This is a genomic window from Salegentibacter maritimus (assembly GCF_016236915.1).
GTDB lineage: Bacteria > Bacteroidota > Bacteroidia > Flavobacteriales > Flavobacteriaceae > Salegentibacter > Salegentibacter maritimus.
The window spans coordinates 230,205-252,814 of record NZ_JAEHOK010000001.1 but is presented as its reverse complement, the minus strand read 5'-3'; the positions used below and the strand labels follow the sequence as shown (position 1 = coordinate 252,814).

Here is a 22,610-nt window from a genome sequence, read left to right as displayed (position 1 = left end):
AGTTATGAAAAAAGTATTATTTATAGATCGTGATGGAACCCTAATTCACGAGCCGGAAGATTATCAGGTAGATTGTATTGAAAAATTGGAATTTTACCCTGAAGCTTTGTACTATTTAAAAAAAATTGCTGAAGAACTGGATTTTGAATTGGTGATGGTAACCAATCAGGATGGCCTGGGCACAGACTCTTATCCGGAAAAAGACTTTTGGCCTATTCAAAATTTTATCATTCAAACTTTCAAAAATGAAGGCGTGGAGTTTAGTGAAATTTTAATGGACCGTACTTTCGCAAAAGATAATTCTCCTACCCGAAAACCTAATACGGGGCTTTTAGAAGGAAAGTATTTAAATAATGAAAAAGAATACGACCTAAAGAATTCTTTTATGATTGGCGATCGGCTTACAGATATTGAGTTTGCCTATAATTTTGGTGGAAAAGGTATTTTTATAGATACACATGAAGATTTGGCCACCGATGAAGTGAAGAATGACCAGGAGAAAGTTAAAGAAGCTATAGCTCTTAAAACCGATAGTTGGAAAGATATCTATGAATTCTTAAAGCTGAAGGATAGAAGGGCAGAAATTTCAAGGAAAACCAATGAAACCGATATCTTTATTCAACTAAATTTAGATGGAACCGGAAAATCTGATATTAGTACCGGAATTGCATTTTTTGACCATATGCTAGATCAGATAGCCCGTCACGGTCAAATGGATCTCACGGTTCAAGTAAAGGGCGATTTAGAGGTTGATGAGCACCATACCATTGAAGATACCGCCATTGCCCTGGGAGAAGTTTTTAGCAAAGCTTTGGGCAATAAACTTGGTATAGAACGCTACGGATTTTGCTTACCTATGGACGATTGCCTGGCCCAGGTAGCTATAGATTTTGGCGGAAGAAATTGGATAGTGTGGGAAACCGAATTTAACCGTGAAATGGTGGGGAAAATGCCTACAGAGATGTTTTATCATTTCTTTAAATCTTTTACCGATGGTGCTAAGGCCAACCTAAATGTAAAAGCTGAGGGGCAAAATGAGCACCACAAAATTGAGGCTATATTTAAAGCTTTTGCCAAGGCAATTAAAGTGGCGGTAAAACGAGATGCCGAAAAAATGATTCTGCCATCAACCAAAGGAATGTTATAGTAAACTATTTCGAGGTAAGGCCACGAGGTATTCGTTGGAAACAAAATTTTAATTTCGAGGCAAGCCAGGGGGGTATTACACCCTTTAACGGAGCCAATAAATGACAGATATAAGTAGTGTGTTAAAAGATATGAAGAATCTCAATACATAGTACTTACTACTGAAAACTAAAATATGAAAATAGTAATAATAGATTACGGGGCGGGTAATATTCAAAGTATAAAATTTGCGATAGAGCGACTGGGTTACGAGGCGATTTTAAGTAGCGATGCCGCAGAAATTAAAACGGCAGATAAAGTGATTTTCCCCGGAGTAGGTGAGGCCAGCAGCGCAATGAAAATGCTAAAGTCTACCGGTTTAGATAAAGTGATTCCAACTTTAGAACAGCCGGTATTGGGAATTTGCCTTGGAATGCAGTTAATGTGTACATATTGCGAGGAAGGAGATACTGATGGCCTCGGAATTTTTGACGCCAACGTAGTGAAATTCGATAATAAATTAAAAGTTCCGCAAATTGGTTGGAATAAAATTTATGATCTAAAATCCCCATTGTTTAGCGGAATTTCAGAAGGAGAATTCGTGTATTTAGTACATAGTTTTTACGTTAAGGAATGTTTAGAAACCATATCATCTACTGAATACGGAGTAGAATATACCTCGGCAATTCAAAAAGATAATTTTTATGGAGTACAATTTCATCCCGAAAAAAGTAGTGACGCGGGCGAGAAAATTCTGGGAAATTTTTTGAAGTTAGAAGTACGAAATTAAAAGTACGAAGTAATGAACGACTTAAAAAAAAGAACAAAACAGTTCGCATTAGATTGCTGGTCTTTCTGTAAAGAAATACCTTATTCCAGAGAGTATAATGCTTTTGCCAATCAACTCATCCGTTGTTCAAGTTCTGTGGGAGCAAATTATAGAGCTTCTCAACGTGCCAAATCTACTGCCGATTTTATAAATAAACTTAAAATCGTTGAAGAAGAAGCAGACGAGAGTATGTATTTTCTTGAATTATTTATGGAAATCATGAAAGGTAAAGACATTAAAAAAGCTCAAAACTTACACCGTGAAGCGGAAGAGATTTTGGCCATTACAGTAGCCTCAATAAATACAGCAAGACGAAAACAACAAAACAAGAAAACATAATTTTAATTTTTAATACTTCATATTTCAAACTTCTAACTTTGTACTTTAAATGAGAATAATTCCAGCTATAGATATTATTGAAGGTAAATGTGTTCGTCTTTCAAAAGGCGATTACAATACCAGGAAAATTTATAATGAAAATCCGCTAGAAGTAGCCAAAAACTTTGAGACGCACGGGATTCAGTATTTACATTTGGTAGATTTGGATGGTGCTAAATCAAAAAATATTGTAAATCATAAAATTTTGGAAGAAATAGCTTCTAAAACCAGTTTAAAAATTGATTTTGGTGGCGGATTAAAAACCGATAAAGATTTACAAATTGCTTTTGAATGTGGCGCACAGCAAATAACCGGTGGTAGTATTGCTGTTAAAGATCCTGAAGTTTTTAAATCCTGGATTAAGAAATTTGGTCCTGAAAAAATAATCCTGGGAGCTGATGCCAATAACGAAAAAATTGCGGTTAGCGGCTGGCAGGAAGAATCTAATAAAGAACTCATACCTTTTATTAGGGAATACCAGCAAGAAGGTATAAACTATGTGATTTGTACCGATATCTCTAAAGATGGGATGCTGGAAGGTCCTTCTTTTGAACTGTACCGCAGAATTCTGGAAGAAACTTCTTCAGACGATAAAAAGCTAAAACTTATAGCTTCAGGAGGAATTTCTACCTTTAGCGAATTACCCAAACTGGCTGAACTTGGTTGTGAAGGCACCATAATTGGAAAGGCAATTTATGAAGGTCGTATTCAAATGAAAGAATTGGAGAAGTTTATTTTAGAGAATTAAATGTACCCCGGTTACTTTCCCTTAAAAAAGAAAGGAACTTTAATATACAAACAATGCTTACAAAACGAATTATACCCTGCCTGGATATTAAAGACGGAAGAACCGTAAAAGGCGTAAATTTTATAGATTTAAGGGATGCCGGAGATCCGGTTGAACTAGCAGAAATCTACGCAAAATCTGGTGCAGATGAATTGGTTTTTCTTGATATTTCGGCTACGGAAGAAAAACGAAATACCCTGGCCGATTTGGTGAGACGGGTTGCCGAAAAAGTTAATATTCCCTTTACCGTTGGTGGTGGAATTTCATCTGTAGAAGACGTGGATATTTTGCTTAAAAATGGAGCCGATAAAGTTTCCATAAATTCTTCAGCATTCAAAAAACCGGACCTAATTAACGAGCTTGCTGCTAAATTTGGGAGTCAATGTATTACCGTGGCTATTGACGCCAAACAGGTAAACGGTGAATGGTTAGTACACCTGGTAGGCGGAAAAGTGCCCACCGATGTAAATTTGTTTCAATGGGCAAAAGAAGTGGAAGAACGCGGAGCAGGAGAAATTCTATTTACTTCCATGAATAACGATGGAACCAAAGAAGGTTTCGCCAATAAAGCATTGGCAGTTTTATCTTCAGACTTAAATATACCCATAATCGCATCAGGAGGTGCGGGAACTATGCAGCATTTTACCGATGCTTTTATAAAAGGAAAAGCAGACGCCGCCCTTGCCGCTAGTGTTTTTCACTTTAAGGAAATTGAAATTAAAGACTTAAAAGAAGAACTTCGTAGAAATGGCGTGGAAGTTAGGCTTTAAATAATAGCAAGAAAAAAGAGAATAGAAGATAGAATAGAGAAACAAGCTTGATTATTGCTATATTTCGTAAAGCTGAACTTGTTTCAGCTTCTAAGTGGTTTAAAATAAAATATTAGATCCTGAAATTAATCCCGAAGCTACGGTCTAAGATGATGTTTTTTAAAGCTTTTAAAAAAAGTTCCTATTCAAAAAAATATAATTAGATCCCGATAAAAATCGGGGCAGGCACTGAAAAGAAATTCAGGATGACATTTATAAAATGAAAAGTAGACATGAATATAGATTTTAATAAGAATAACGACGGACTTGTACCGGCGATAATCCAGGACGCATCTACAAAAAAGGTACTAATGTTAGGGTATATGAATGAGGAGGCTTTTTTGAAAACAAATGAAACAAAAAAAGTAACTTTTTTTAGCAGAACTAAAAATCGTTTATGGACAAAAGGTGAAGAAAGCGGTAATTACCTCCATTTGGTAACTATTAAAAACGACTGTGATAACGATACCTTGTTAATCTCGGTGAACCCTGAAGGCCCAACCTGCCATAAGGGAACAGATACTTGCTGGGCTGAAGAAAATGAGCCCAATTTTGGATTTCTATCTCAATTAGAAGGAATTATCGCCAAGCGAAAAAGAATGAGCGAGGTAGAGCCCGGGTTACGTGAGGATAAAAATTCTTATGTGGTTTCCCTTTTTGATGAGGGAATGAATAAGATAGCTCAAAAAGTAGGCGAGGAGGCCGTAGAAACGGTTATTGAAGCGAAGGATAATAATGATGATTTGTTTTTAAATGAAAGTGCCGATTTGCTTTTTCATTATTTAATTTTATTACAGGCCAAAGGTTTTTCTTTAAAAGATATTGCCAACGTTTTAGAAAAGCGACATTAAATTTTCCATCTTCATAACCTAAAACATAAAAGCCAGCTATTTTAGCTGGCTTTTTAATGCATCGCACGAGGCAGTTTACTCAAAAGAGCCTATTTAGAAAGGCTTTTTTTATTTTTTAGAATCAAGATAATTTATTGATTTTGTTGCATCTCTCTTACAAACTCTTCTTGTATTTCCTGCAACCCTTCAAATCCACCGTATATAATTAAAGCTATAATCATAAAAATCACATAAATTAAACTTATTACAAGACCAATTATAGAAAGAATTTTTCCGGTTTTTACATTTTGGTAACCGGTGTATAATTCAGGTTGGGCGTTGTATATTTCTGTGGCTCTCTTTGCCATAACCAGGGCGATGATCCCGAAAATTATACCGACGCCATAACAGCAGCAGCCAATGATAGAGAGAATTCCGAAAATTAAAATTAAAGTTGAGTTAGGTAGTTGTTGTCTTTCCATAAAGTTTGGTTTATTGGGTTAGTTGAAAATACATGTTCATTTTTATTAAATAACTTATAAGCATCACTGCACCACTAAAAATAATAAGGGCAATTTTTATTTGAAAATCATATCTGAATTTTACAAAAAGGTTCACAATTAGAAAAGCGAGTAGTGTCAAAATAGGATAAATAGCAGGAAACATAAAAAATGCCTGAGTAAACTCCGCTTTAAAAACCATAAGCAAAGCACGTTGCCCCCCACAACCAAAGCAATCTATCCCGGTAAGGCTCTTGTTAAGGCAAGGTAGCATAAATTCTTCCATCATTAGTTTTTGATGCTAATTTTACTGGTGAATTCAAGGTTTTCAGAAGAAATTACCTTTACAATATAGATGGCATCCCGAATACCGGAAGTAGATAATTTATAGCCTTTGCTTCCACCTGCTATGTTTTGTTTAAATATCATTTGCCCATTAAGATTATAAAGTAATATTTGTTTTAAATTGGCTTGCAGTATTTTTACCTCCAATTGTGAAAGTGAATTATTTTGAGCAATAATTACTTCCGGGGATGTAATTTCCAGGTCAACTTCATTTTCCTTTGGTAAAGGACTGTACTCTTTTTCCTGCATAAAACTAATAAAAAAACGTGTACTATAGTTTCCTTTTTCTAAATCTATCGTGAATTCGTTTTCGGAAATAGAATTATAGGTCTCTAAATAGGCATCAATAACAAAGATTTCTTTTGCTTTAAAACCCTGAATATTTTCCATACTGAAACTCAATTTGGAGGCTTCAGATAAGTTTATATACAGCGGGATCTTATCGTTCTTTCTAAAAGGCCTAACCTGAATATTATATAAGGCTTCTGCTATATTCCAGCCGGCATCGTTGTCTAGCATGCCATAAATTTTTGCGTCCATAGCCCAATCTTCTTCTGTGGAAGAGTCTTCCCTAAAAGCCAATAAAAGCTTGCGCGTATATAAATCGTTAAAATTTACATTGAGTTTCAGTAAAGGAAACTCATTTCTTTGTTGATTTTTAAATTCAGAATTTAGGCCATTTTCTTTTTGAAATCTTCTATGTGAATTTTTAAACGAAATATAGCCGTCACTTTTTCCTGTAAGCATAAATGCCTGGCCTATGGGACTGTACTCCCGGGCTATATGCTTGCCATTTGCTCCCGAATTTCCTGTTTCTGCACCGCCATCATTATAAGTTTTAAAAACAGCCGGTGCATAGGCATTGGCACCCGGGGAATACGAACCATAACCGCCTTCATAGTCTTTTAGATAATGGGAGTTTCCATTATCCCTGGAGTCCCAGAAATAGGCTATTCCTGTACTGTTGGGATTTTCTAACAAAAAACTTTGTAAATGAAGGGCCGAAGGATAAGGGTTGCCTACTAAAACGCTTTTATTATTCTTTATTTGGACTTTTATTTCTCCATCATTGGGTAAACCTCTAAAATCGTAGCGTTGTCGGTTTCCGGGATTGTTTTCTATACCATTTATTAGGTTGTGATCGCTACCATTTACACCTTTCATCGTAAAACCTTCTCCCGGTTTTACATCAAAATTATTTCCTATATATGTCCAATCTTCGTAGCTGCTACCCGAAAATTTATAAATCCATCGTGTAGAAATTTTTAAAGGATTAGCATTCCCTTCTAAATTATTGGTAATTAATGCGGGTAGGCTTCTGGTTTTTGTTTTTGGCTGGAAGATTACTGCGCCAAATTGGTTAGTGCTTATATTGTTAGAGACCGGTAGCGACCAGTAATTATAATCGAAAGCATTAGAGGTGCCTTCCTGAAAAACCGAAATCCAACCGTTCCCCGAATTATTATTAGTGCTTTTTACACCTTGTAGTAATTGAGATTCCTTGCGTAAATAAATACTGGCTTCAGTATCGGGAGAATGGTTCTTTTCTAAGTTTATATTATCTTCAATATATAACAATCTATCACTAAGGTAAATATAAGAATCTCCCGTTTGGGAAGGAGTAATATGCAGTTGGGCATTTCCGTAGGAAAACGAGAAAATAAAAGCTAAGAAGTAAATTTGCCTCATAATTCCTGTAACTTTGCAGCAAATACAATAACCGTTTTTTTTAACAGCTTTAAAATAAGGGATAACAGGTAAAATAATGAACAATTCTCAAGTACTAAATACAATTTTAATCGTAGTAGGTGGTGGCCTTTTACTATATGCTATCGCTGCTGAAAATACCCATCCATATTTTAAGATTATTGGCCTGATTACTATTATGCTAGGTCTATATCGTGCTACCAATTTTTGGGTAGAAACGAAAGACGATCATAAAGAAGATGAAAATAAGGAATAATGGAGTTCAAAAAGGGAGATAAAGTTGCGGTTTTAGACGATGTCTTAGAAGGCTATGTATTAAAGACTGAAGCCGATAAAGTTTATATAGAGACCACCGATGGTTTTGAAATGGATTTTAACAGGGAAGAATTGGTGAAAATAGAAACTTCTATAGATGTAATGCCGGGAGACGTAGATTTTGATGAGGTTTTAAAGGAAAAGAAATTACCTCCAAAACCCAAATCCCGACGTATAAAGCCCAAAGAGCGAAATTTACCTCCTATGGAAGTAGATTTGCATATAGAAAAGCTAACCAGGTCTTCCCGCGGAATGAGTAATCACGATATGTTGAACCTGCAAATGGAAACTGCCAAAAGACAACTGGAATTTGCAATTAGCAAACGCATTCAAAAAATTGTGTTTATTCACGGGGTAGGTGAAGGCGTGCTCAAAGCTGAACTCGACTTTTTCCTTGGGCGCTACGATAATCTAAAATTCTATGACGCCGATTATCAAAAATATGGTCTGGGCGCTACCGAAGTCTATATTTTTCAGAATGCCTAATTACCAGGGTTTTATTCTGTTCCTTCTTCATTCTCCTCTTCTGCATCCTGTAATTCCTGTTGGCGGTTTGTTAGTTGTTTAAAGAGAATACCGTTTGCTACCAACCTCCCCAGGTTATAAGAATCAAAACGAATATCTTCCCCGCTGCCATCCTGGCGAATTAGGTTGAAATCCCTAATTACTATAACAGATCTATAATCCCGTTCAATAGAATGGTCTAATTGAAGCTCGTGCTCAAAACTTGGAGAAGAAATTTCTTTATTTAAATAATTTCCAAGTCCGTCTACTTCAGCGGTTAACTCGGGGCTTAGAAAACCATCATCATTTTCATCTATGGCTCTTTGTATATTTTCCTCCTCCACTTCGTGCCGTGTTAGCACAGCATCATTATCATCGTCTGAGTCCAGATAATTTGGAATCCCATCTTCGTCGGTATCTAAATAGCCGTTTTCTGTGGCTGGTTCGCCGGGATCGGCATCTTTTTCACTTGCGGTTGGTACATTATCATTATCATCATCAATATCTAAATAGTCAGGGATGCCATCACCATCGGTATCCAGGTGATTACCTCCATTGGGGTCAAAACCTTCTTCAGCATTCGGTATGCCATCACCATCGGCATCTGCATCTTCATTTAAGCCAAGATCGTTAAAACTGGTAGTGATGGTTACAGTTCCTCCTGCAGAGACATATTCCTCTAAAACCCTTGGGGACCCGGGAGGGACTCCCTGGCAAAAATATTTACTTCCATTAATTTCGGCATCGTAAATTCTATAAACCAATCGGTTTTTTTCACCGCTAAGGCTAATCTCTATAGTATCCTCAACATTTAAAGTTAAGACATTTGTAAGGCTATCGTTTAAAGCGCTGTCGTCCAGTTCTAACGACATAGATTCATAAACATCTTCATTATTTACTACCCAAAGCACCTTCTTATCATCAATTTCACAAATGCTTAAATCACTGTCTTCCAAATCAAAACTGGTTACGGTAATGTCCCCATCGTCACAGGAGTAGAGGGTAAAGCTAAATAGCAGGGCTGCAAAAATCTTTTTCATAGGTATGCGCATATATTCAAACTGAAACAAAAATAGCGGAATTAAGGATTTTTAGGGTAGGTTCTTTTAAATAATTTTATTTCGTTTAATTTTGCAGCGATGAAAAATGTATACCTAGATTCTGCCGCAACCACGCAAATGCGTGACGAAGTAATAGATAAAATGACCTCTGTAATGAAAGAGGTGTATGGAAATCCATCTTCTACACATTCTTTTGGGCGGTCTGCCAAATCTTTAATTGAGCAGGCGCGTAAAACCGTAGCCGGTTATTTAAATGTTAAAGCATCTGAAATTGTGTTTACTTCCGGAGGTACCGAAGCCGATAATCTTGCCCTAAACTCTGCTGTACGAGATCTTGGCGTAAAACGTATTATCACGTCTAAAATTGAGCATCATGCAGTTTTGTATACTGTAGCACAGCTTCAGGATTGTTTTGATATTGAAGTGGCTTATGTTGATTTAGATTCCTGCGGAAATATAAAGGAAACTCATTTAGAGGAGTTGCTGAAAGCATCAGATAAGAAAACACTGGTGAGTCTGATGCACGTAAATAATGAGATTGGCAATAAAATAGATATCAAAAAAATTGGAAAACTGTGTAAAACGCACAGTGCAATTTTTCATTCAGATTGTGTACAGTCGGTGGGTCATTATGATCTTGATTTTAGTGAAATCCCGGTAGATTTTACAGCGGTAAGCGCTCATAAATTTCATGGTCCCAAAGGCGTGGGATTTGCTTTTGTTAGAAAAAACAGTGGATTAAAACCACTTATTTTTGGAGGAGAGCAGGAGCGTGGCCATCGTGCCGGCACCGAAGGAGTTCATAATATTGTAGGCCTGGAAGAAGCTTTAAAACTATCTTTAGATAATTTAGCCGAAGAAAAAGCCTATGTTAGTGATTTAAAAGCTCATTTTATTTCCAAGTTAAAGGCTGAAATTCCCGGTGTGAAATTTAATGGTGAATGTGCCGATTTAAAAAAAAGTACGTATACGCTGGTAAATGTATGTTTGCCGGTACCAGAAGATAAAGCACTAATGCTATTGTTTCAGCTGGATCTAAAAGGAATTGCCTGCTCTAAGGGTAGCGCCTGCCAAAGTGGAAGCGATAAAGGTTCGCACGTTTTAAACGCATTTTTAGATGATGAAGATCTTAAAAAGCCCTCGGTTCGTTTTTCATTTTCACGTTTTAATACCAAAGAAGAATTAGACTACGTGGTAAATACCCTAAAAGACTTTATTGAATCTTAAAAGATTCAAAATTAGTCTTTAAGAGGCTGATCCAGGTCATATTTTAAGGTTTTAAATTGCCGTTACTTTGTTATGTAATTACCCTTTTTTGGGATTAAAATAAATAGTAATGGCCCATAAACACGAATACCGGGTAGACTTAACCTGGAAAGAAGATAGAAAGGGGGAAGTTTCTTCTCCCGAATTAAGCGATATTATTGAAACTGCAACCCCGCCCGATTTTCCAAAAGGAATCCCTAATATTTGGTCTCCCGAACATTTTTTGGTTGCTGCTGTAGAAAGTTGTTTGATGACTACTTTTTTGGCAATTGCTGAAAATTCTAAACTTGAATTTGTCAGTTTTAAATCTCAAGCTACAGGAAAATTAGATAAAGTTGATGGGAAGTTTCAAATGACAGAGATTATATTGAAACCCATTCTGGAGATTTCTAACGAAAACAATGCTGAAAGGGCAAAACGCATCCTTGAAAAGAGCGAAAAAGCCTGCTTGATCTCCAACTCTATAAAGTCTAAGATTATTCTGGAACCAGAAATTAAAATCGCATCGGTAGAAGTATAGTGGTTTTCAAAGTAACAACTAGTGAGTAAAGAGCGCGACAATCTTTTTTAATTGTTTGTGCATTGCGTCATTTTGAAGAAAGCCTGCCTTGACGGGCAGGTTCAGAATGACACTTGAAGGCGAATTTCAACAACAGAATGTCACGTTGGCTATCGCCTCCTCGATGATGACCATAAACCGAAAACTCAAAACTGAGAACTGATAACTGAGAACTGATAACTGAAAACCGATAACCAAAACAATGTTTTCCTAAAACAATAATTGTTGGTATCTTTGCAGCCCCAAAAAACATTTAACTTCTACAGAAACAGGCAGATGTATGAATACTAAGAAGGTCGCATTTTATACCCTGGGTTGTAAACTCAATTTTTCAGAAACTTCTACTATTGCAAGATCTTTTAAGGATGAAGGTTTTGAACGTGTAGAATTTTCTGAAGCAGCTGATATTTATGTGATTAATACCTGCTCGGTGACCGAAAATGCCGATAAACGCTTTAAAACCATTGTAAAACAAGCGCAAAAAGTAAATGAGGATGCATTTGTGATTGCTGTTGGCTGTTACGCGCAATTAAAGCCCGAGGAACTTGCCGATGTAGAGGGGGTAGACCTGGTGCTGGGAGCTACTGAAAAATTTAAAATTACCGATTATCTTAACGACCTTTCTAAAAATGAGATGGGTGAAGTTCATTCTTGCGAAATTGATGAAGCCGATTTCTATGTGGGAGCTTATTCTATTGGCGACAGGACAAGAGCCTTTTTAAAGGTTCAGGATGGTTGTGATTATAAGTGTACGTATTGCACCATACCGCTAGCTCGAGGAATTTCACGAAGCGATAAACTGGAAAATGTACTTACCAATGCTGCTGAGATTTCGGCAAAGGGTATTAAAGAGATTGTACTTACCGGCGTAAATATTGGCGATTACGGCAAAGGAGAATTTGGTAATAAAAAACACGAGCATACTTTTCTTGATCTTGTAAAAGCTCTAGATAAGGTTGATGGGATTGAACGTTTAAGAATCTCTTCTATTGAACCCAACTTATTGAAAAACGAGACCATAGATTTTGTTGCTCAAAGCAAAACCTTTGTCCCTCATTTCCATATTCCATTACAAAGTGGAAGCGATGAGTTATTAAAGCTTATGAAGCGACGCTATATGAGTGGGCTTTATACCGATAGAGTGGCACAAATAAAAAAAGTGATGCCTAATGCCTGTATTGGGGTTGATGTTATAGTAGGCTTCCCCGGAGAAACAGAAGAACGTTTCCTAGAAACCTATAATTATTTAAATGAATTAGACATTTCTTACCTGCATGTTTTTACCTATTCTGAAAGGGATAATACTCCTGCAGCAGAAATGGAAGGTGTGGTTTCTAATAAAGTTAGAAAAAAACGAAGTAAAATGCTACGTGGGCTTTCGGCCAAGAAAAGAAGGGCTTTTTATGAAAGCCAGTTAGGAAGTAATTGCACCGTACTTTTTGAGGGCGAAAATAAAGAAGGTTATATTCACGGATTTACTGAAAACTATGTAAAAGTGAAAGCTCCCTGGGACCCTGCATTGGTAAATACACTACATCAAATAAAACTCACCTCAATTGATGAAGATGGTATAGTTAGATTTGAGTTTGCTGCAGAAAAGGTAGCGCTTTAAATATTAATTCCTACCGGTAACAAGTCTTTATATTTTCTCCTGTTCTTTCTCATAAATTTAGCAATATCGGGGCTGGTGGGCATTACACGCGTGTTTCGATCTTTTATTTCCTCCAGCACGGCTTCAATAAAAGCATCCATATATCCCTGTTCTTTTAAAGGCTCGGGCATAAAAACTTTTGTAAGAAAAATTTTTCGTTCTTGTTGAGAGTATTCTATGGTGGCAAGTTGATCGTTAATGGTAGTTTCAAATTGTCTTAAGAACTCGTTGTCGGTAATTATAATTTCTTCAGCATTCATCATTTCTCTTTTTTTTGTGATAGCTATTTTAAAACAGTATAGGTTATCCTAAATAAGAATAAAAATGGACCAATAAAAGTTACTTTTAGTTCTTGATATAAAGGTAGTTAAATAAAGCTTTGAAAGTTGAAATCCTGATAAGAATCATAAAAATAAAAGGCTTTGAGGATTTGTATATTATTTTTAATCTTTCAATTGTGAAAGCCAAATAATTAGCAGTAATTTTGATAAGTAAATTTACGGTTTTAGGCTAATTGAGAGTGTTATATACTTGTTAAAATGACTAATGAAAAAGAGTTGATTCATGTTTATTTTATGCCGGGAATGGCCGCAAATTCATCTATTTTTGAATTTATAAAACTTCCCGAAGATCGTTTTAAAATGCATTTTTTAGAATGGATTATTCCTAAAAAGGACGAAAGCTTAAAAAGCTATGCCCTACGTATGAATAAATATGTAAAACACGAAAATCCGGTATTGATAGGGGTTTCTTTTGGTGGGGTTATTGTGCAGGAAATGGCTAAAAGCCTAGACTTAAAACGGCTTATTATAGTTTCTAGCGTAAAATGTAGGGCAGAGTTGCCAAGACGTATGCGGTATGCGGCAAGTACAGGTTTATTTAAACTTATACCTACAAGCTTATTAGACTATGTAGACCATTTTGAGAAAATTGCGGTGGGAGACTTTATAAAAAAAAGAGCAAAACTGTATAGACAGTATCTTTCGGTTAGAAATCAACGGTATCTAGACTGGGCCATAAAAAATATGGTTTTATGGAGTTGTGCAAAAGCTCGAAAAGATATTGTTCATATTCATGGGGATAAAGATGAGATTTTTCCCGCTAAATATATTTCAAATTATATCAATGTTAAAAACGGTACGCATATAATGATTTTAAATCGTTACCGTTGGTTTAATAAGTACCTACCTGAATTAATACTTTCAGGAAAAATTGAAGAAAAATAAAATAAAAAATAATTGCTATGAAAATTTTAAAATCTGCTTTAATAATAGTGGGATTACTTACCATTGTGTTTGTAAGTGTTAATGCAACCCAACAGGCCCCCAATTCCAAAATACAGGAATATGTAAAAACCAACGCAAACGATAGGCCGGTAAAAGACTACAATATTTACGCTTTACCGATGCCAGAAAATATAAATTTTGCCGGAGAAGAAGTGCCTTTAGATGATCCAGACATTTATGAGAGAATGGACAGGGAATTACTGGTGAATACTTACTGGCAATCTAATGCCTTGCTTTTAATAAAAAGGGCAAATAAATACTTTCCAATTATAGAGCCTATTCTAAAGGAAGAAGGTGTTCCAGACGATTTTAAATACCTGGCCGTGATAGAAAGTGGTTTAACCCAGGCAGTTTCTCCGGCCGGTGCCAGAGGTTTTTGGCAAATAATGAAAGGAACCGGAAGAGATTACGGCCTTGAAATAAATGATAATGTAGATGAACGTTACCATATTGAAAAATCTACCCGTGTTGCCGCCGATTATCTTAAGAGGTCTAAAGCAAAATTTGGTAGCTGGACAATGGCAGCTGCCGCTTATAATGCCGGGAACAGGGGAGTTGAAAGGCAATTGGAACGCCAAAAGGTAGATGACTATTACGAATTATTGTTAAACACAGAAACCGGCCGCTATATGTTTAGGATTTTGGCTTTAAAAGAAATATTAACCAATCCGGAGCAATACGGTTTTAATTTTGAAGAAAAGCATCTTTATAAAAATATTCCAACAAGGACTGTAAAGGTAGATACCGTGGTGAATGATTTCGCTGATTTTGCGAAACATTTTAACATCAATTATAAAATCCTAAAGATCCATAATCCCTGGCTTAGGGAAGCGCATTTAAATAATGCCTCAAGAAAAGAATATGAAATTAAGATTCCTGAAGAAAATTCTTATACGGCTGTGAAATAAATGAATTATTTCCTGGATAATATCTGGTGGATCTTACTTTCTGCCAACTTCCTTATCGTTTTTATAACGATTGGCTACGAATTGATGCATTTTAGAGAGCCTGTAAAAAGTATTTCCCTAATTTTTGCATTATTAGCCCTACCGGTAATAGGCCTTTTGGTCTATTACTTTTTTGCCCAGGAATTTAGAAAAAGTAAGTTGTTTAACCGAAAGAAACTTTATGATAAAAATATCATTCAGCGCTGGGAAGAAAAGTTAATACTTAATGAGCAGGAACTTATCGAGAAGTATCGTGGGAGAGGTACTATCGAGGAAAAAATGAAACTGGTTCGTTTGCTTCAGAATAATCAAAAAAAGCCAGTCACCTTTAAAAATAAAGTCAGGGTTCTTATAAATGGCGAAAATAAGTTTTCAGCCTTATTTGAAGATATTAAAAAGGCAAAGCATCATATTCATATTGAATATTATATTTTTAACAGCGGTAGAATAGGAAACCGACTCATTTTATTGCTCTGCGAAAAAGCGGAAGAAGGGGTGAAAGTAAGGGTTAGTTATGATTATGTAGCTAGCAGGCTTTCCTCTAAAGCGGTAAAGAAAATGAAATCCTATGGGATTGAAATTTTTCCTTTTATGCCGGTTTGGTTTCCAAATCTAACACGCAAATTAAATTATCGTAATCACAGAAAAATGGCCATTATAGATGGTGATATAGGCTTTATTGGCGGCATTAATATTTGTGATGAATATGTGAATTTTGAAGAAAATCCAAAAGAAAAATTGTTTTGGAGGGATACACATCTAAGAGTGGAAGGGCATGCGGTAAAATCTTTACAGGCACAATTTCTACTTAATTTTAATTTTATTAGCGGAAAAGTCTTAAAAGTTGAAGAGGAGTTTTTCCCGAAGATTGGAATACCAGAAAGGACAGCAGTTCAAATTGCTGCCAGTGGCCCTGATACCGATTGGCAGAATATTATGGAAGCCATTCTAACGGCAATTAACACGGCTGAAGAATATATTTATATTACCACACCTTATTTTATTCCCAACAATCAGATTCTTACCGCGCTCTGTATGGCCAGCCGAATTGGTATTGAAGTAAAGATTATTATTCCGGAAAAGGGAGATTCAGTGATTGCGCGCTATGCTACCAATTCTTATATAGAGCAATTACTGGAGTCTGGTGTTCAGGTTTATCATTACCATAAAGGGATGGTTCATGCCAAAACTATGGTGGTAGACGGTGTGCTAACCAGTATCGGCTCCTGTAATCTTGATAATCGCAGTTTTGATATAAATTTTGAAATCAATGCTTTTTTATATGATACTAGGGTGGCACAAGAAATGACTGAAGTGTATAATTTTGACCTTGAAGAAACTACCGAATTGATCTTAGAAGATTGGTTAAAGCGCCCTTCAACGGAAAAAATAAGGGAAGCACTGGCGAGGCTTTGGGCTCCTTTACTTTAAGGGTGTTAAAGTATGTTTTTTAATAGACTTTACGATCAATTTCTATTGTGGGGATATTTCCCTAAAATTTTCAGGAGCTTCTTGCCCTGACTTTCCAAGCAAATTATTGCTTATGCCAGAATTAATAGCCTCGTAATTAAGTTTAAAAGAAGCTTCCTTCGATAAGTTATATGGTGAAAAACACTTCTTTTTATGTTCATTAGCTTTTTGTTTTGTATCCCAAAATAAGATTGCAATACCTATTTTATCCTGGTATTTCTTAGCAAGCTCATTTAGGACAGGAATTTTTCCTTTGCCGGGAATACACCAGGAAACATAAGTTAAGAGGTAAACCGGCTTTTTAAAATCGTATAAAGCAACAGTTTTATCTTTCAGGTTTAAAAATTTAAAATTATCTATATAAGTTCCTTTTAATTTTGTTTCTACCAGCGTGTCGAACAAGTGTTTTGCTTTTTTAAACTCCCTATGCCTATAAGCTTCTTTTGCTTTTACAGCATATTTAGGTAAGTGCATAGCAAGCGCATCAGAAAAGTAAAGCTTATCGCTTTTTTCAGTTTGTGCCTGGATATTTAATCTGAAAATTATAAAAAGAAAGAGTAAAAAATGTTTCATGCACGTTCTTCTAGCCTACATATAACAAAAGTACTTCGGTAGAAGAAGGCATTGAAATATTATCGATAAGAGGGCGATATTTGCGCTGTAATCTTTTGAATTATCAATAAAAATAGAAATTAACGAAAATTATAATAAAGTTAGATTTTCTTCATTTGTTGCTTCATCATCTTCATTTGGTCTTTAAGCATGCCGTGTTTATCTAGCTTTTTAGCTTCGGCGAGTAAATTGGTTGCTTCTCTTTTTCGGCGTTTGGTCATCGCAATACCGGCAAGATTAAGTTTGGCCATGGCTAAATCCTGATCCATAGAAAGACCTAATTTAATAGCGCGTTTAAAGAATTTTTCAGCCTGGGTAATATTTGTTTGTGAAACCATAAGACCGTGTAGATACCAATAATAGCCTTGTTGTTTTTGTGTAAGGGTAGCTTCCGGATTTTTTATTTTATCCAGCCACTTTTTTGCTCCGGGGAAGTCTTGTTTTCTTAAGCGTAAGAAAGCAAGTAATATCATTTCGTTTTTAAAATACAGGAATACAAAAATTAAGGAAAGAAGTATAAACATGATACCATTTCCAATGTTTCCTTCTACAAACTGCCAAATTGCAACGCCTAATACAGCTCCTGCTAAAACTAACTTGATATTCTTGTTAAACATAAATGTATTTATTTTTAAAGCGGCAAAGGTAGCAAAAACAATTAAAAATAATTTAAAATACCTCTTGTAATAGTTAAAAAGCTTTGTATATTTGCACGCAGTTTTACAGAGAGCTAAAAAACGATTATACAGAAGATTTAAAGATATTTAAAATGAAAAGAACGTTTCAACCATCTAAGAGAAAAAGAAAGAACAAGCACGGTTTTCGAGAAAGAATGGCTAGTGCAAACGGAAGGAAAGTCCTTGCCAGAAGAAGGGCTAAGGGTAGAAAGAAAATATCTGTCTCTTCTGAAAACAGACATAAGCACTAATGATAATTAGTTTTTAAAATATTTAAAGGTGTTACTTTTTTTAGTAACGCCTTTTTTTATATCCAAGCGCTTCCTTATTTTTAAGTTTAATATGCTACAATTTACAAAAAATGCCTAAAAACAACAACCTTAAAAGTATTCTTATTATTGGCTCAGGGCCTATTATTATTGGTCAGGCCTGTGAATTTGATTATGCAGGAACCCAATCTTTGCGTTCATTACGTGAAGATGGTATAGAGACTATCCTGCTTAATTCTAATCCGGCAACGATAATGACCGATCCGTCTATGGCAGATCACGTTTATCTAAAGCCCTTAACGACCAAATCTATTATTGAAATTCTTAAAAAACATCCAAACATAGATGCTGTTTTGCCTACTATGGGTGGACAAACTGCACTTAACCTGTGTATTGAAGCCGATGAAAAGGGAATTTGGGAAGATTTTGGAATCAAACTTATTGGTGTAGATATAGACGCCATAAACATTACCGAAGACCGGGATAAGTTTAAGCAACTTATGGGTGAAATTGGAGTTCCCGTGGCACCGGCAAGAACGGTAACTTCTTATCTTGAAGGGAAAGAAGTAGCACAGGAATTTGGTTTTCCATTAGTAATTCGTGCTTCTTTTACCCTGGGTGGTAGTGGTGCTTCATTTGTTCACGGTCCCGAAGAATTTGATGAAATGCTTACCTATGGGCTCGAGGCATCACCAATTCACGAGGTGTTAATAGATAAAGCGCTTTTAGGTTGGAAAGAGTATGAGCTGGAATTGCTTAGGGATAAGAACGATAATGTGGTTATTATTTGTTCTATAGAAAATATGGACCCTATGGGGATTCATACCGGAGATTCAATTACGGTTGCACCGGCTATGACGCTTAGCGATTCTACCTACCAGCGTATGCGTGATATGGCAATAAAAATGATGCGCAGCATTGGAGATTTTGCCGGTGGGTGTAACGTGCAGTTTGCGGTAAGTCCAGACGAAAAAGAAGATATTATAGCCATAGAAATTAACCCAAGGGTTTCAAGGTCATCGGCTTTGGCTTCTAAAGCAACCGGATATCCAATTGCAAAAATTGCATCAAAACTTGCTATAGGCTATAACTTAGATGAACTGGAAAACCAAATTACAAAGTCAACATCGGCGTTATTTGAACCTACTTTAGATTATGTGATCGTAAAGATTCCACGTTGGAATTTCGATAAATTTGAAGGAGCAGATCGTACTTTAGGCCTACAAATGAAATCTGTAGGAGAGGTAATGGGAATAGGTCGTTCTTTCCAGGAAGCACTGCATAAAGCTACACAATCTCTGGAGATTAAGAGAAACGGACTTGGAGCAGATGGAAAAAGCTATACCAAGTACGACGAAATTATAGAAAAACTTACTTATGCCAGCTGGGATCGTGTGTTTGTAATTTATGATGCGATTAAGGCCGGAATTCCATTAAGCCGAATTCACGAGATCACTAAAATAGATATGTGGTTCCTGCGCCAGTATGAAGAACTTTATGCGCTGGATGTAGAAATTTCAAAATTTGATAAAGATTCTCTACCTAAAGAGTTATTACTGGAAGCCAAACAAAAAGGTTTTGCCGATAGACAAATAGCCCATATGCTTGACTGTTTAGAGAGTGAAGTTTATAATAAAAGGGTAGATTTAGGAATAAACCGGGTGTATAAACTGGTAGATACCTGTGCAGCCGAGTTTAAGGCCGAAACTCCTTATTACTATTCTACTTTCGAAGCTGAAATTGAAACGCCAGATGGCAAAAGATATGTAGATAACGAAAGCAAGGTTAGCGACAGGAAGAAAATTGTAGTATTGGGCTCTGGTCCTAACCGAATTGGCCAGGGAATTGAGTTTGATTATAGTTGTGTGCACGGTGTTTTAGCGGCATCGGAGTGTGGTTATGAAACGATAATGATTAACTGTAACCCCGAAACGGTTTCTACAGATTTTGACGTAGCCGATAAACTTTATTTCGAACCTGTTTTCTGGGAGCATATCTACGATATAATTCGTCACGAAAAACCGGAAGGGGTAATTGTACAGCTTGGAGGCCAAACTGCTTTAAAGCTTGCTGAAAAATTAGAGCGTTACGGTATTAAAATTATGGGAACCAGTTACGAAGCGCTGGATCTGGCCGAAGATAGAGGAAGCTTCTCTAAACTGCTTCAGGAAAATAACATTCCTTACCCTGAATTTGGTACTGCCGAAACTGCAGATGAAGCCCTGGCACTTGCCGATGACCTGGATTTCCCTATCCTGGTAAGACCTTCTTATGTATTAGGAGGGCAGGGAATGAAAATTGTGATCAACAAAGATGAGCTGGAAGAAACAGTAGTAGATTTACTTCGAAAAATTCCGAATAATAAATTATTGTTAGACCACTATCTGGATGGTGCCATTGAAGCTGAAGCAGATGCGATTTGTGATGGCGAAGATGTACAAATTATAGGAATTATGGAGCATATTGAACCTTGTGGGGTTCACTCGGGAGATTCTAATGCGCTGCTACCTCCATTTAATCTTGGAGACCTGGTAATGGAGCAAATTAAAGATCATACCCGTAAAATTGCTTTAGCACTTAATACGGTGGGCTTAATCAATATTCAGTTTGCCATAAAAGATGATAAGGTTTATATTATAGAGGCTAACCCAAGGGCATCCAGAACGGTTCCATTTATAGCTAAGGCATATAAAGAACCCTATGTAAACTATGCTACTAAAGTAATGCTGGGTGAGAAGAAAGTTAAAGATTTCAACTTTAATCCGCAGTTAGAAGGCTACGCTATAAAACAACCGGTTTTCTCTTTTAATAAGTTCCATAAAGTGAATAAACAACTTGGGCCAGAGATGAAGAGTACCGGAGAAAGTATTCTTTTTATAGATAGTCTTAGGGATGATGCATTTTATGAGCTTTACAGTAGAAGAAAAATGTATTTGAGTAAATAAGAAATAGTATTTAAAGAATAGGCCATCTGAAAAGATTTTATAAATCGTCATTCTGAACTTGTTTCATTGAAAGTTCAAACATGCTAGAAGCTGAAACAAGTTAAGCTTGACGAAGCCGGATCTTTTTAGACAACACAATAAACCAAAAACCTACAAGATTTTAATATCTTGTAGGTTTTTCTAATTTAAGTAGTTAACCTATTAGCCTTTAAAAAATATTTATGAAAGAATTTGTACTTATAATTGGTGGAATCTACGGCACACTTGCGGTTGTTTTTGGAGCTTTTGGAGCACACGCTTTAAAAAAACGTTTTTCTGAAGACCAGTTAACAAGTTTTGAGACAGGCGTAAAATATCAAATGTACCATGCGATTATGCTTATTATATTGGGAATTGTTTTTCCGTTTATCGGGGTTTCCCAGCAGCTTATTGCCTGGTTTTTTATTATAGGAATATTCTTGTTTTCCTTTAGTATTTATGGATTAACCTTAAGCGCTTCAGCAGGAAGGAAAATAAAAGTTTTAGGGCCAATAACACCACTTGGCGGACTTTTACTTATTCTTGGCTGGATTTTTTTTACAATCAATATTGCTGAAATCGCAAGTTATCTTTAAATGTTTTAAGATATAAATGTCATCCTGATTCAAAGCTAGCTCCGAAATTTATTAGGAGGTCTAATTTGATGATATTACTATTATTGAGTAAATCGTCATGTTGAACTTGTTTCTGCATCTAACAAGAATCAGCATAAACTTACATCTAAGCAGTATTTTCTTAAGTTTCAGCACGCAATACCCGTTTTCGGTATTTTTCAGCATAAAAAGCAATTAATATTAACTGCAGGGAATGGTAGATCATAATGGGTAAAAGTAAAAGCCCGGTATTGGCGGCATTTCCAAAAATCACTTTTACCATTACAGAGCCATGAACAAGTGATTTTTTTGTGCCACAAAATTGTGCAGTAATCTTATCTTCAATCTTAAATCCTAAAAAATTACTGAGTAAAGCCAGTCCAAAATAAACTACAAAAAAGAGTATAACCACTATTCCACTGAGTTTTAATAAATCCTGGGTTGCTACACTGCTAAAAATATTGGAGGAGAAGGAGTTACTAAAGCTGGAGTAAACAATTAGTATAATGGTAGTTTTGTCTATCAGGCTAAGTTTTTTAGTATGTTTTCTAGCGAATTCACCAAGAAATTTTTGCAGGATTAACCCCAGAATTAAAGGAAGAATTATTTGTAGGAATAATTTTAAAAGTACATCTAAAAACTCAAAACTGGCATTATGGCTAAGAAAAAAACTTAACCAAATTGGAGTTACAAAAATCCCTATTATTCCTGAAAGACTGGCGTTAAAGATCGCGGTAGGTAAATTGCCTTTTGCCAGGGAAACCATTACAATTGAAGATGAAACGGTAGAAGGAAGGGTGCCAAGAAAAAACAGGGCAATCCAAAGGTTTGAAGCGGTTCCGTTTTCAAAAAGTGGTAGGCATAAGAGTGTGAGTAACGGAAACACTACAAATGTGGTCAATTGAATCACAATATGAACTTTATAATTTAAAAAGCCCAGTTTAAATTCTGTTGGAGATAATTTTAATCCGTAGAATAAAAAGATAAATCCAATTCCAATATCCGTGATGGTTTTAAGTGGGAAAAGCACGACACCTTCAGGAAATAAATAGGCGATAAGGATCGCTAAAAAAATGGCTGCTATAAATCCGTTAAACTTCAATTGC

General features: G+C 36.0%; 25 protein-coding genes. 17 read left to right on the top strand and 8 right to left on the bottom strand.

The genetic code is table 11. The annotated features are described in order from the left end of the window. The first annotated feature begins 4 nt into the window (after nt 1–4). From hisB to hisIE, 6 genes are all read left to right on the top strand, one after another. Nucleotides 5–1,147, top strand: a complete 1,143-nt coding sequence (hisB, locus tag I6U49_RS01170) for a bifunctional histidinol-phosphatase/imidazoleglycerol-phosphate dehydratase HisB (RefSeq protein ID WP_198627266.1) — start codon at nt 5–7, stop codon at nt 1,145–1,147. A 174-nt stretch (nt 1,148–1,321) separates the two neighbouring features. Further along, the gene (gene hisH, locus I6U49_RS01165) at nt 1,322–1,915 is read left to right on the top strand and encodes an imidazole glycerol phosphate synthase subunit HisH (protein WP_198627265.1); all 594 of its coding nucleotides are present in this window, start codon (nt 1,322–1,324) and stop codon (nt 1,913–1,915) included. A 12-nt stretch (nt 1,916–1,927) separates the two neighbouring features. Beyond that, complete coding sequence (locus I6U49_RS01160; protein ID WP_198627264.1) at nt 1,928–2,293, top strand: four helix bundle protein; 366 nt, start codon at nt 1,928–1,930, stop codon at nt 2,291–2,293. 49 nt (nt 2,294–2,342) lie between these two features. After that, nucleotides 2,343–3,080: a 1-(5-phosphoribosyl)-5-[(5-phosphoribosylamino)methylideneamino]imidazole-4-carboxamide isomerase gene (hisA, locus tag I6U49_RS01155; protein ID WP_198627263.1), complete on the top strand. Its 738-nt coding sequence runs from the start codon at nt 2,343–2,345 to the stop codon at nt 3,078–3,080. Nucleotides 3,081–3,133: 53 nt separating this feature from the next. Next, complete coding sequence (gene hisF / locus I6U49_RS01150) at nt 3,134–3,889, top strand: imidazole glycerol phosphate synthase subunit HisF (protein WP_198627262.1); 756 nt, start codon at nt 3,134–3,136, stop codon at nt 3,887–3,889. A 272-nt stretch (nt 3,890–4,161) separates the two neighbouring features. Continuing rightward, the gene (hisIE, locus tag I6U49_RS01145) at nt 4,162–4,779 is read left to right on the top strand and encodes a bifunctional phosphoribosyl-AMP cyclohydrolase/phosphoribosyl-ATP diphosphatase HisIE (protein ID WP_198627261.1); all 618 of its coding nucleotides are present in this window, start codon (nt 4,162–4,164) and stop codon (nt 4,777–4,779) included. A gap of 131 nt (nt 4,780–4,910) precedes the next feature. On the opposite strand, the gene I6U49_RS01140 is transcribed toward hisIE, so the two are convergent. Genes I6U49_RS01140 through I6U49_RS01130 form a run of 3 tightly spaced genes read right to left on the bottom strand, consistent with a single transcriptional unit; the run spans nt 4,911 to nt 7,292 of the window. Then, on the bottom strand, nt 4,911–5,240 hold the full coding sequence (locus I6U49_RS01140; protein ID WP_198627260.1) for a CCC motif membrane protein: 330 nt from the start codon (nt 5,238–5,240) through the stop codon (nt 4,911–4,913). A gap of 10 nt (nt 5,241–5,250) precedes the next feature. Then, entirely contained in the window at nt 5,251–5,547 is a 297-nt protein-coding gene (locus tag I6U49_RS01135) for a DUF2752 domain-containing protein (protein ID WP_232804603.1), read from the bottom strand. After that, nucleotides 5,547–7,292, bottom strand: a complete 1,746-nt coding sequence (locus tag I6U49_RS01130; protein ID WP_198627259.1) for a T9SS type A sorting domain-containing protein — start codon at nt 7,290–7,292, stop codon at nt 5,547–5,549. The genes I6U49_RS01135 and I6U49_RS01130 overlap by 1 nt, the downstream gene beginning before the upstream one ends. A gap of 76 nt (nt 7,293–7,368) precedes the next feature. Here I6U49_RS01130 and I6U49_RS01125 point away from each other — a divergent pair, with 76 nt between their 5' ends. Further along, a complete protein-coding gene (locus I6U49_RS01125) occupies nt 7,369–7,566 on the top strand; it encodes a hypothetical protein (protein WP_198627258.1) in 198 nt (65 codons plus the stop codon). Beyond that, nucleotides 7,566–8,111, top strand: coding sequence for a Smr/MutS family protein (locus tag I6U49_RS01120; protein WP_198627257.1), 546 nt, complete (start codon nt 7,566–7,568; stop codon nt 8,109–8,111). The genes I6U49_RS01125 and I6U49_RS01120 overlap by 1 nt, the downstream gene beginning before the upstream one ends. A gap of 11 nt (nt 8,112–8,122) precedes the next feature. On the opposite strand, the gene I6U49_RS01115 is transcribed toward I6U49_RS01120, so the two are convergent. Further along, nucleotides 8,123–9,169 (bottom strand): hypothetical protein, encoded by a 1,047-nt coding sequence (locus I6U49_RS01115; RefSeq protein ID WP_198627256.1) that lies wholly within the window; start codon nt 9,167–9,169, stop codon nt 8,123–8,125. Between the two features lie 99 nt (nt 9,170–9,268). Between I6U49_RS01115 and I6U49_RS01110 the strand changes: the two genes are divergently transcribed. The 3 genes from I6U49_RS01110 to mtaB all read left to right on the top strand — a co-directional run bounded on the left by I6U49_RS01110 (nt 9,269) and on the right by mtaB (nt 12,627). Then, nucleotides 9,269–10,417, top strand: coding sequence for a cysteine desulfurase family protein (locus I6U49_RS01110; RefSeq protein WP_198627255.1), 1,149 nt, complete (start codon nt 9,269–9,271; stop codon nt 10,415–10,417). Between the two features lie 109 nt (nt 10,418–10,526). Then, nucleotides 10,527–10,976: an OsmC family protein gene (locus I6U49_RS01105; protein WP_198627254.1), complete on the top strand. Its 450-nt coding sequence runs from the start codon at nt 10,527–10,529 to the stop codon at nt 10,974–10,976. 319 nt (nt 10,977–11,295) lie between these two features. Next, the gene (gene mtaB / locus I6U49_RS01100) at nt 11,296–12,627 is read left to right on the top strand and encodes a tRNA (N(6)-L-threonylcarbamoyladenosine(37)-C(2))-methylthiotransferase MtaB (protein WP_198627253.1); all 1,332 of its coding nucleotides are present in this window, start codon (nt 11,296–11,298) and stop codon (nt 12,625–12,627) included. Here mtaB and I6U49_RS01095 read toward each other — a convergent pair. Then, nucleotides 12,624–12,926 (bottom strand): GNAT family N-acetyltransferase, encoded by a 303-nt coding sequence (locus tag I6U49_RS01095; protein WP_193709788.1) that lies wholly within the window; start codon nt 12,924–12,926, stop codon nt 12,624–12,626. The genes mtaB and I6U49_RS01095 overlap by 4 nt on opposite strands. Before the next feature lie 279 nt (nt 12,927–13,205). Between I6U49_RS01095 and I6U49_RS01090 the strand changes: the two genes are divergently transcribed. Genes I6U49_RS01090 through cls form a run of 3 tightly spaced genes read left to right on the top strand, consistent with a single transcriptional unit; the run spans nt 13,206 to nt 16,330 of the window. Then, nucleotides 13,206–13,892, top strand: coding sequence for an alpha/beta fold hydrolase (locus tag I6U49_RS01090; protein WP_198627252.1), 687 nt, complete (start codon nt 13,206–13,208; stop codon nt 13,890–13,892). A gap of 17 nt (nt 13,893–13,909) precedes the next feature. Continuing rightward, nucleotides 13,910–14,860 carry a lytic transglycosylase domain-containing protein gene (locus I6U49_RS01085; RefSeq protein WP_193709662.1) on the top strand — a complete coding sequence of 317 codons (951 nt, stop codon included), beginning with the start codon at nt 13,910–13,912 and terminating at the stop codon, nt 14,858–14,860. Beyond that, complete coding sequence (gene cls / locus I6U49_RS01080) at nt 14,861–16,330, top strand: cardiolipin synthase (protein ID WP_198627251.1); 1,470 nt, start codon at nt 14,861–14,863, stop codon at nt 16,328–16,330. 42 nt (nt 16,331–16,372) lie between these two features. On the opposite strand, the gene I6U49_RS01075 is transcribed toward cls, so the two are convergent. Beyond that, nucleotides 16,373–16,942: a TlpA family protein disulfide reductase gene (locus tag I6U49_RS01075; RefSeq protein ID WP_198627250.1), complete on the bottom strand. Its 570-nt coding sequence runs from the start codon at nt 16,940–16,942 to the stop codon at nt 16,373–16,375. 140 nt (nt 16,943–17,082) lie between these two features. Continuing rightward, on the bottom strand, nt 17,083–17,598 hold the full coding sequence (locus tag I6U49_RS01070) for a tetratricopeptide repeat protein (protein ID WP_198627249.1): 516 nt from the start codon (nt 17,596–17,598) through the stop codon (nt 17,083–17,085). A gap of 152 nt (nt 17,599–17,750) precedes the next feature. Between I6U49_RS01070 and rpmH the strand changes: the two genes are divergently transcribed. From rpmH to I6U49_RS01055, 3 genes are all read left to right on the top strand, one after another. Continuing rightward, complete coding sequence (gene rpmH / locus I6U49_RS01065) at nt 17,751–17,909, top strand: 50S ribosomal protein L34 (protein WP_075327124.1); 159 nt, start codon at nt 17,751–17,753, stop codon at nt 17,907–17,909. Nucleotides 17,910–18,019: 110 nt separating this feature from the next. Beyond that, complete coding sequence (carB, locus tag I6U49_RS01060; RefSeq protein WP_193709658.1) at nt 18,020–20,872, top strand: carbamoyl-phosphate synthase large subunit; 2,853 nt, start codon at nt 18,020–18,022, stop codon at nt 20,870–20,872. A gap of 221 nt (nt 20,873–21,093) precedes the next feature. Further along, nucleotides 21,094–21,486 carry a DUF423 domain-containing protein gene (locus I6U49_RS01055; RefSeq protein WP_198627248.1) on the top strand — a complete coding sequence of 131 codons (393 nt, stop codon included), beginning with the start codon at nt 21,094–21,096 and terminating at the stop codon, nt 21,484–21,486. Nucleotides 21,487–21,646: 160 nt separating this feature from the next. Here I6U49_RS01055 and I6U49_RS01050 read toward each other — a convergent pair whose 3' ends face one another. Then, nucleotides 21,647–22,606 (bottom strand): bile acid:sodium symporter family protein, encoded by a 960-nt coding sequence (locus I6U49_RS01050; protein WP_198627247.1) that lies wholly within the window; start codon nt 22,604–22,606, stop codon nt 21,647–21,649. Between the last annotated feature and the right edge of the window lie 4 nt (nt 22,607–22,610).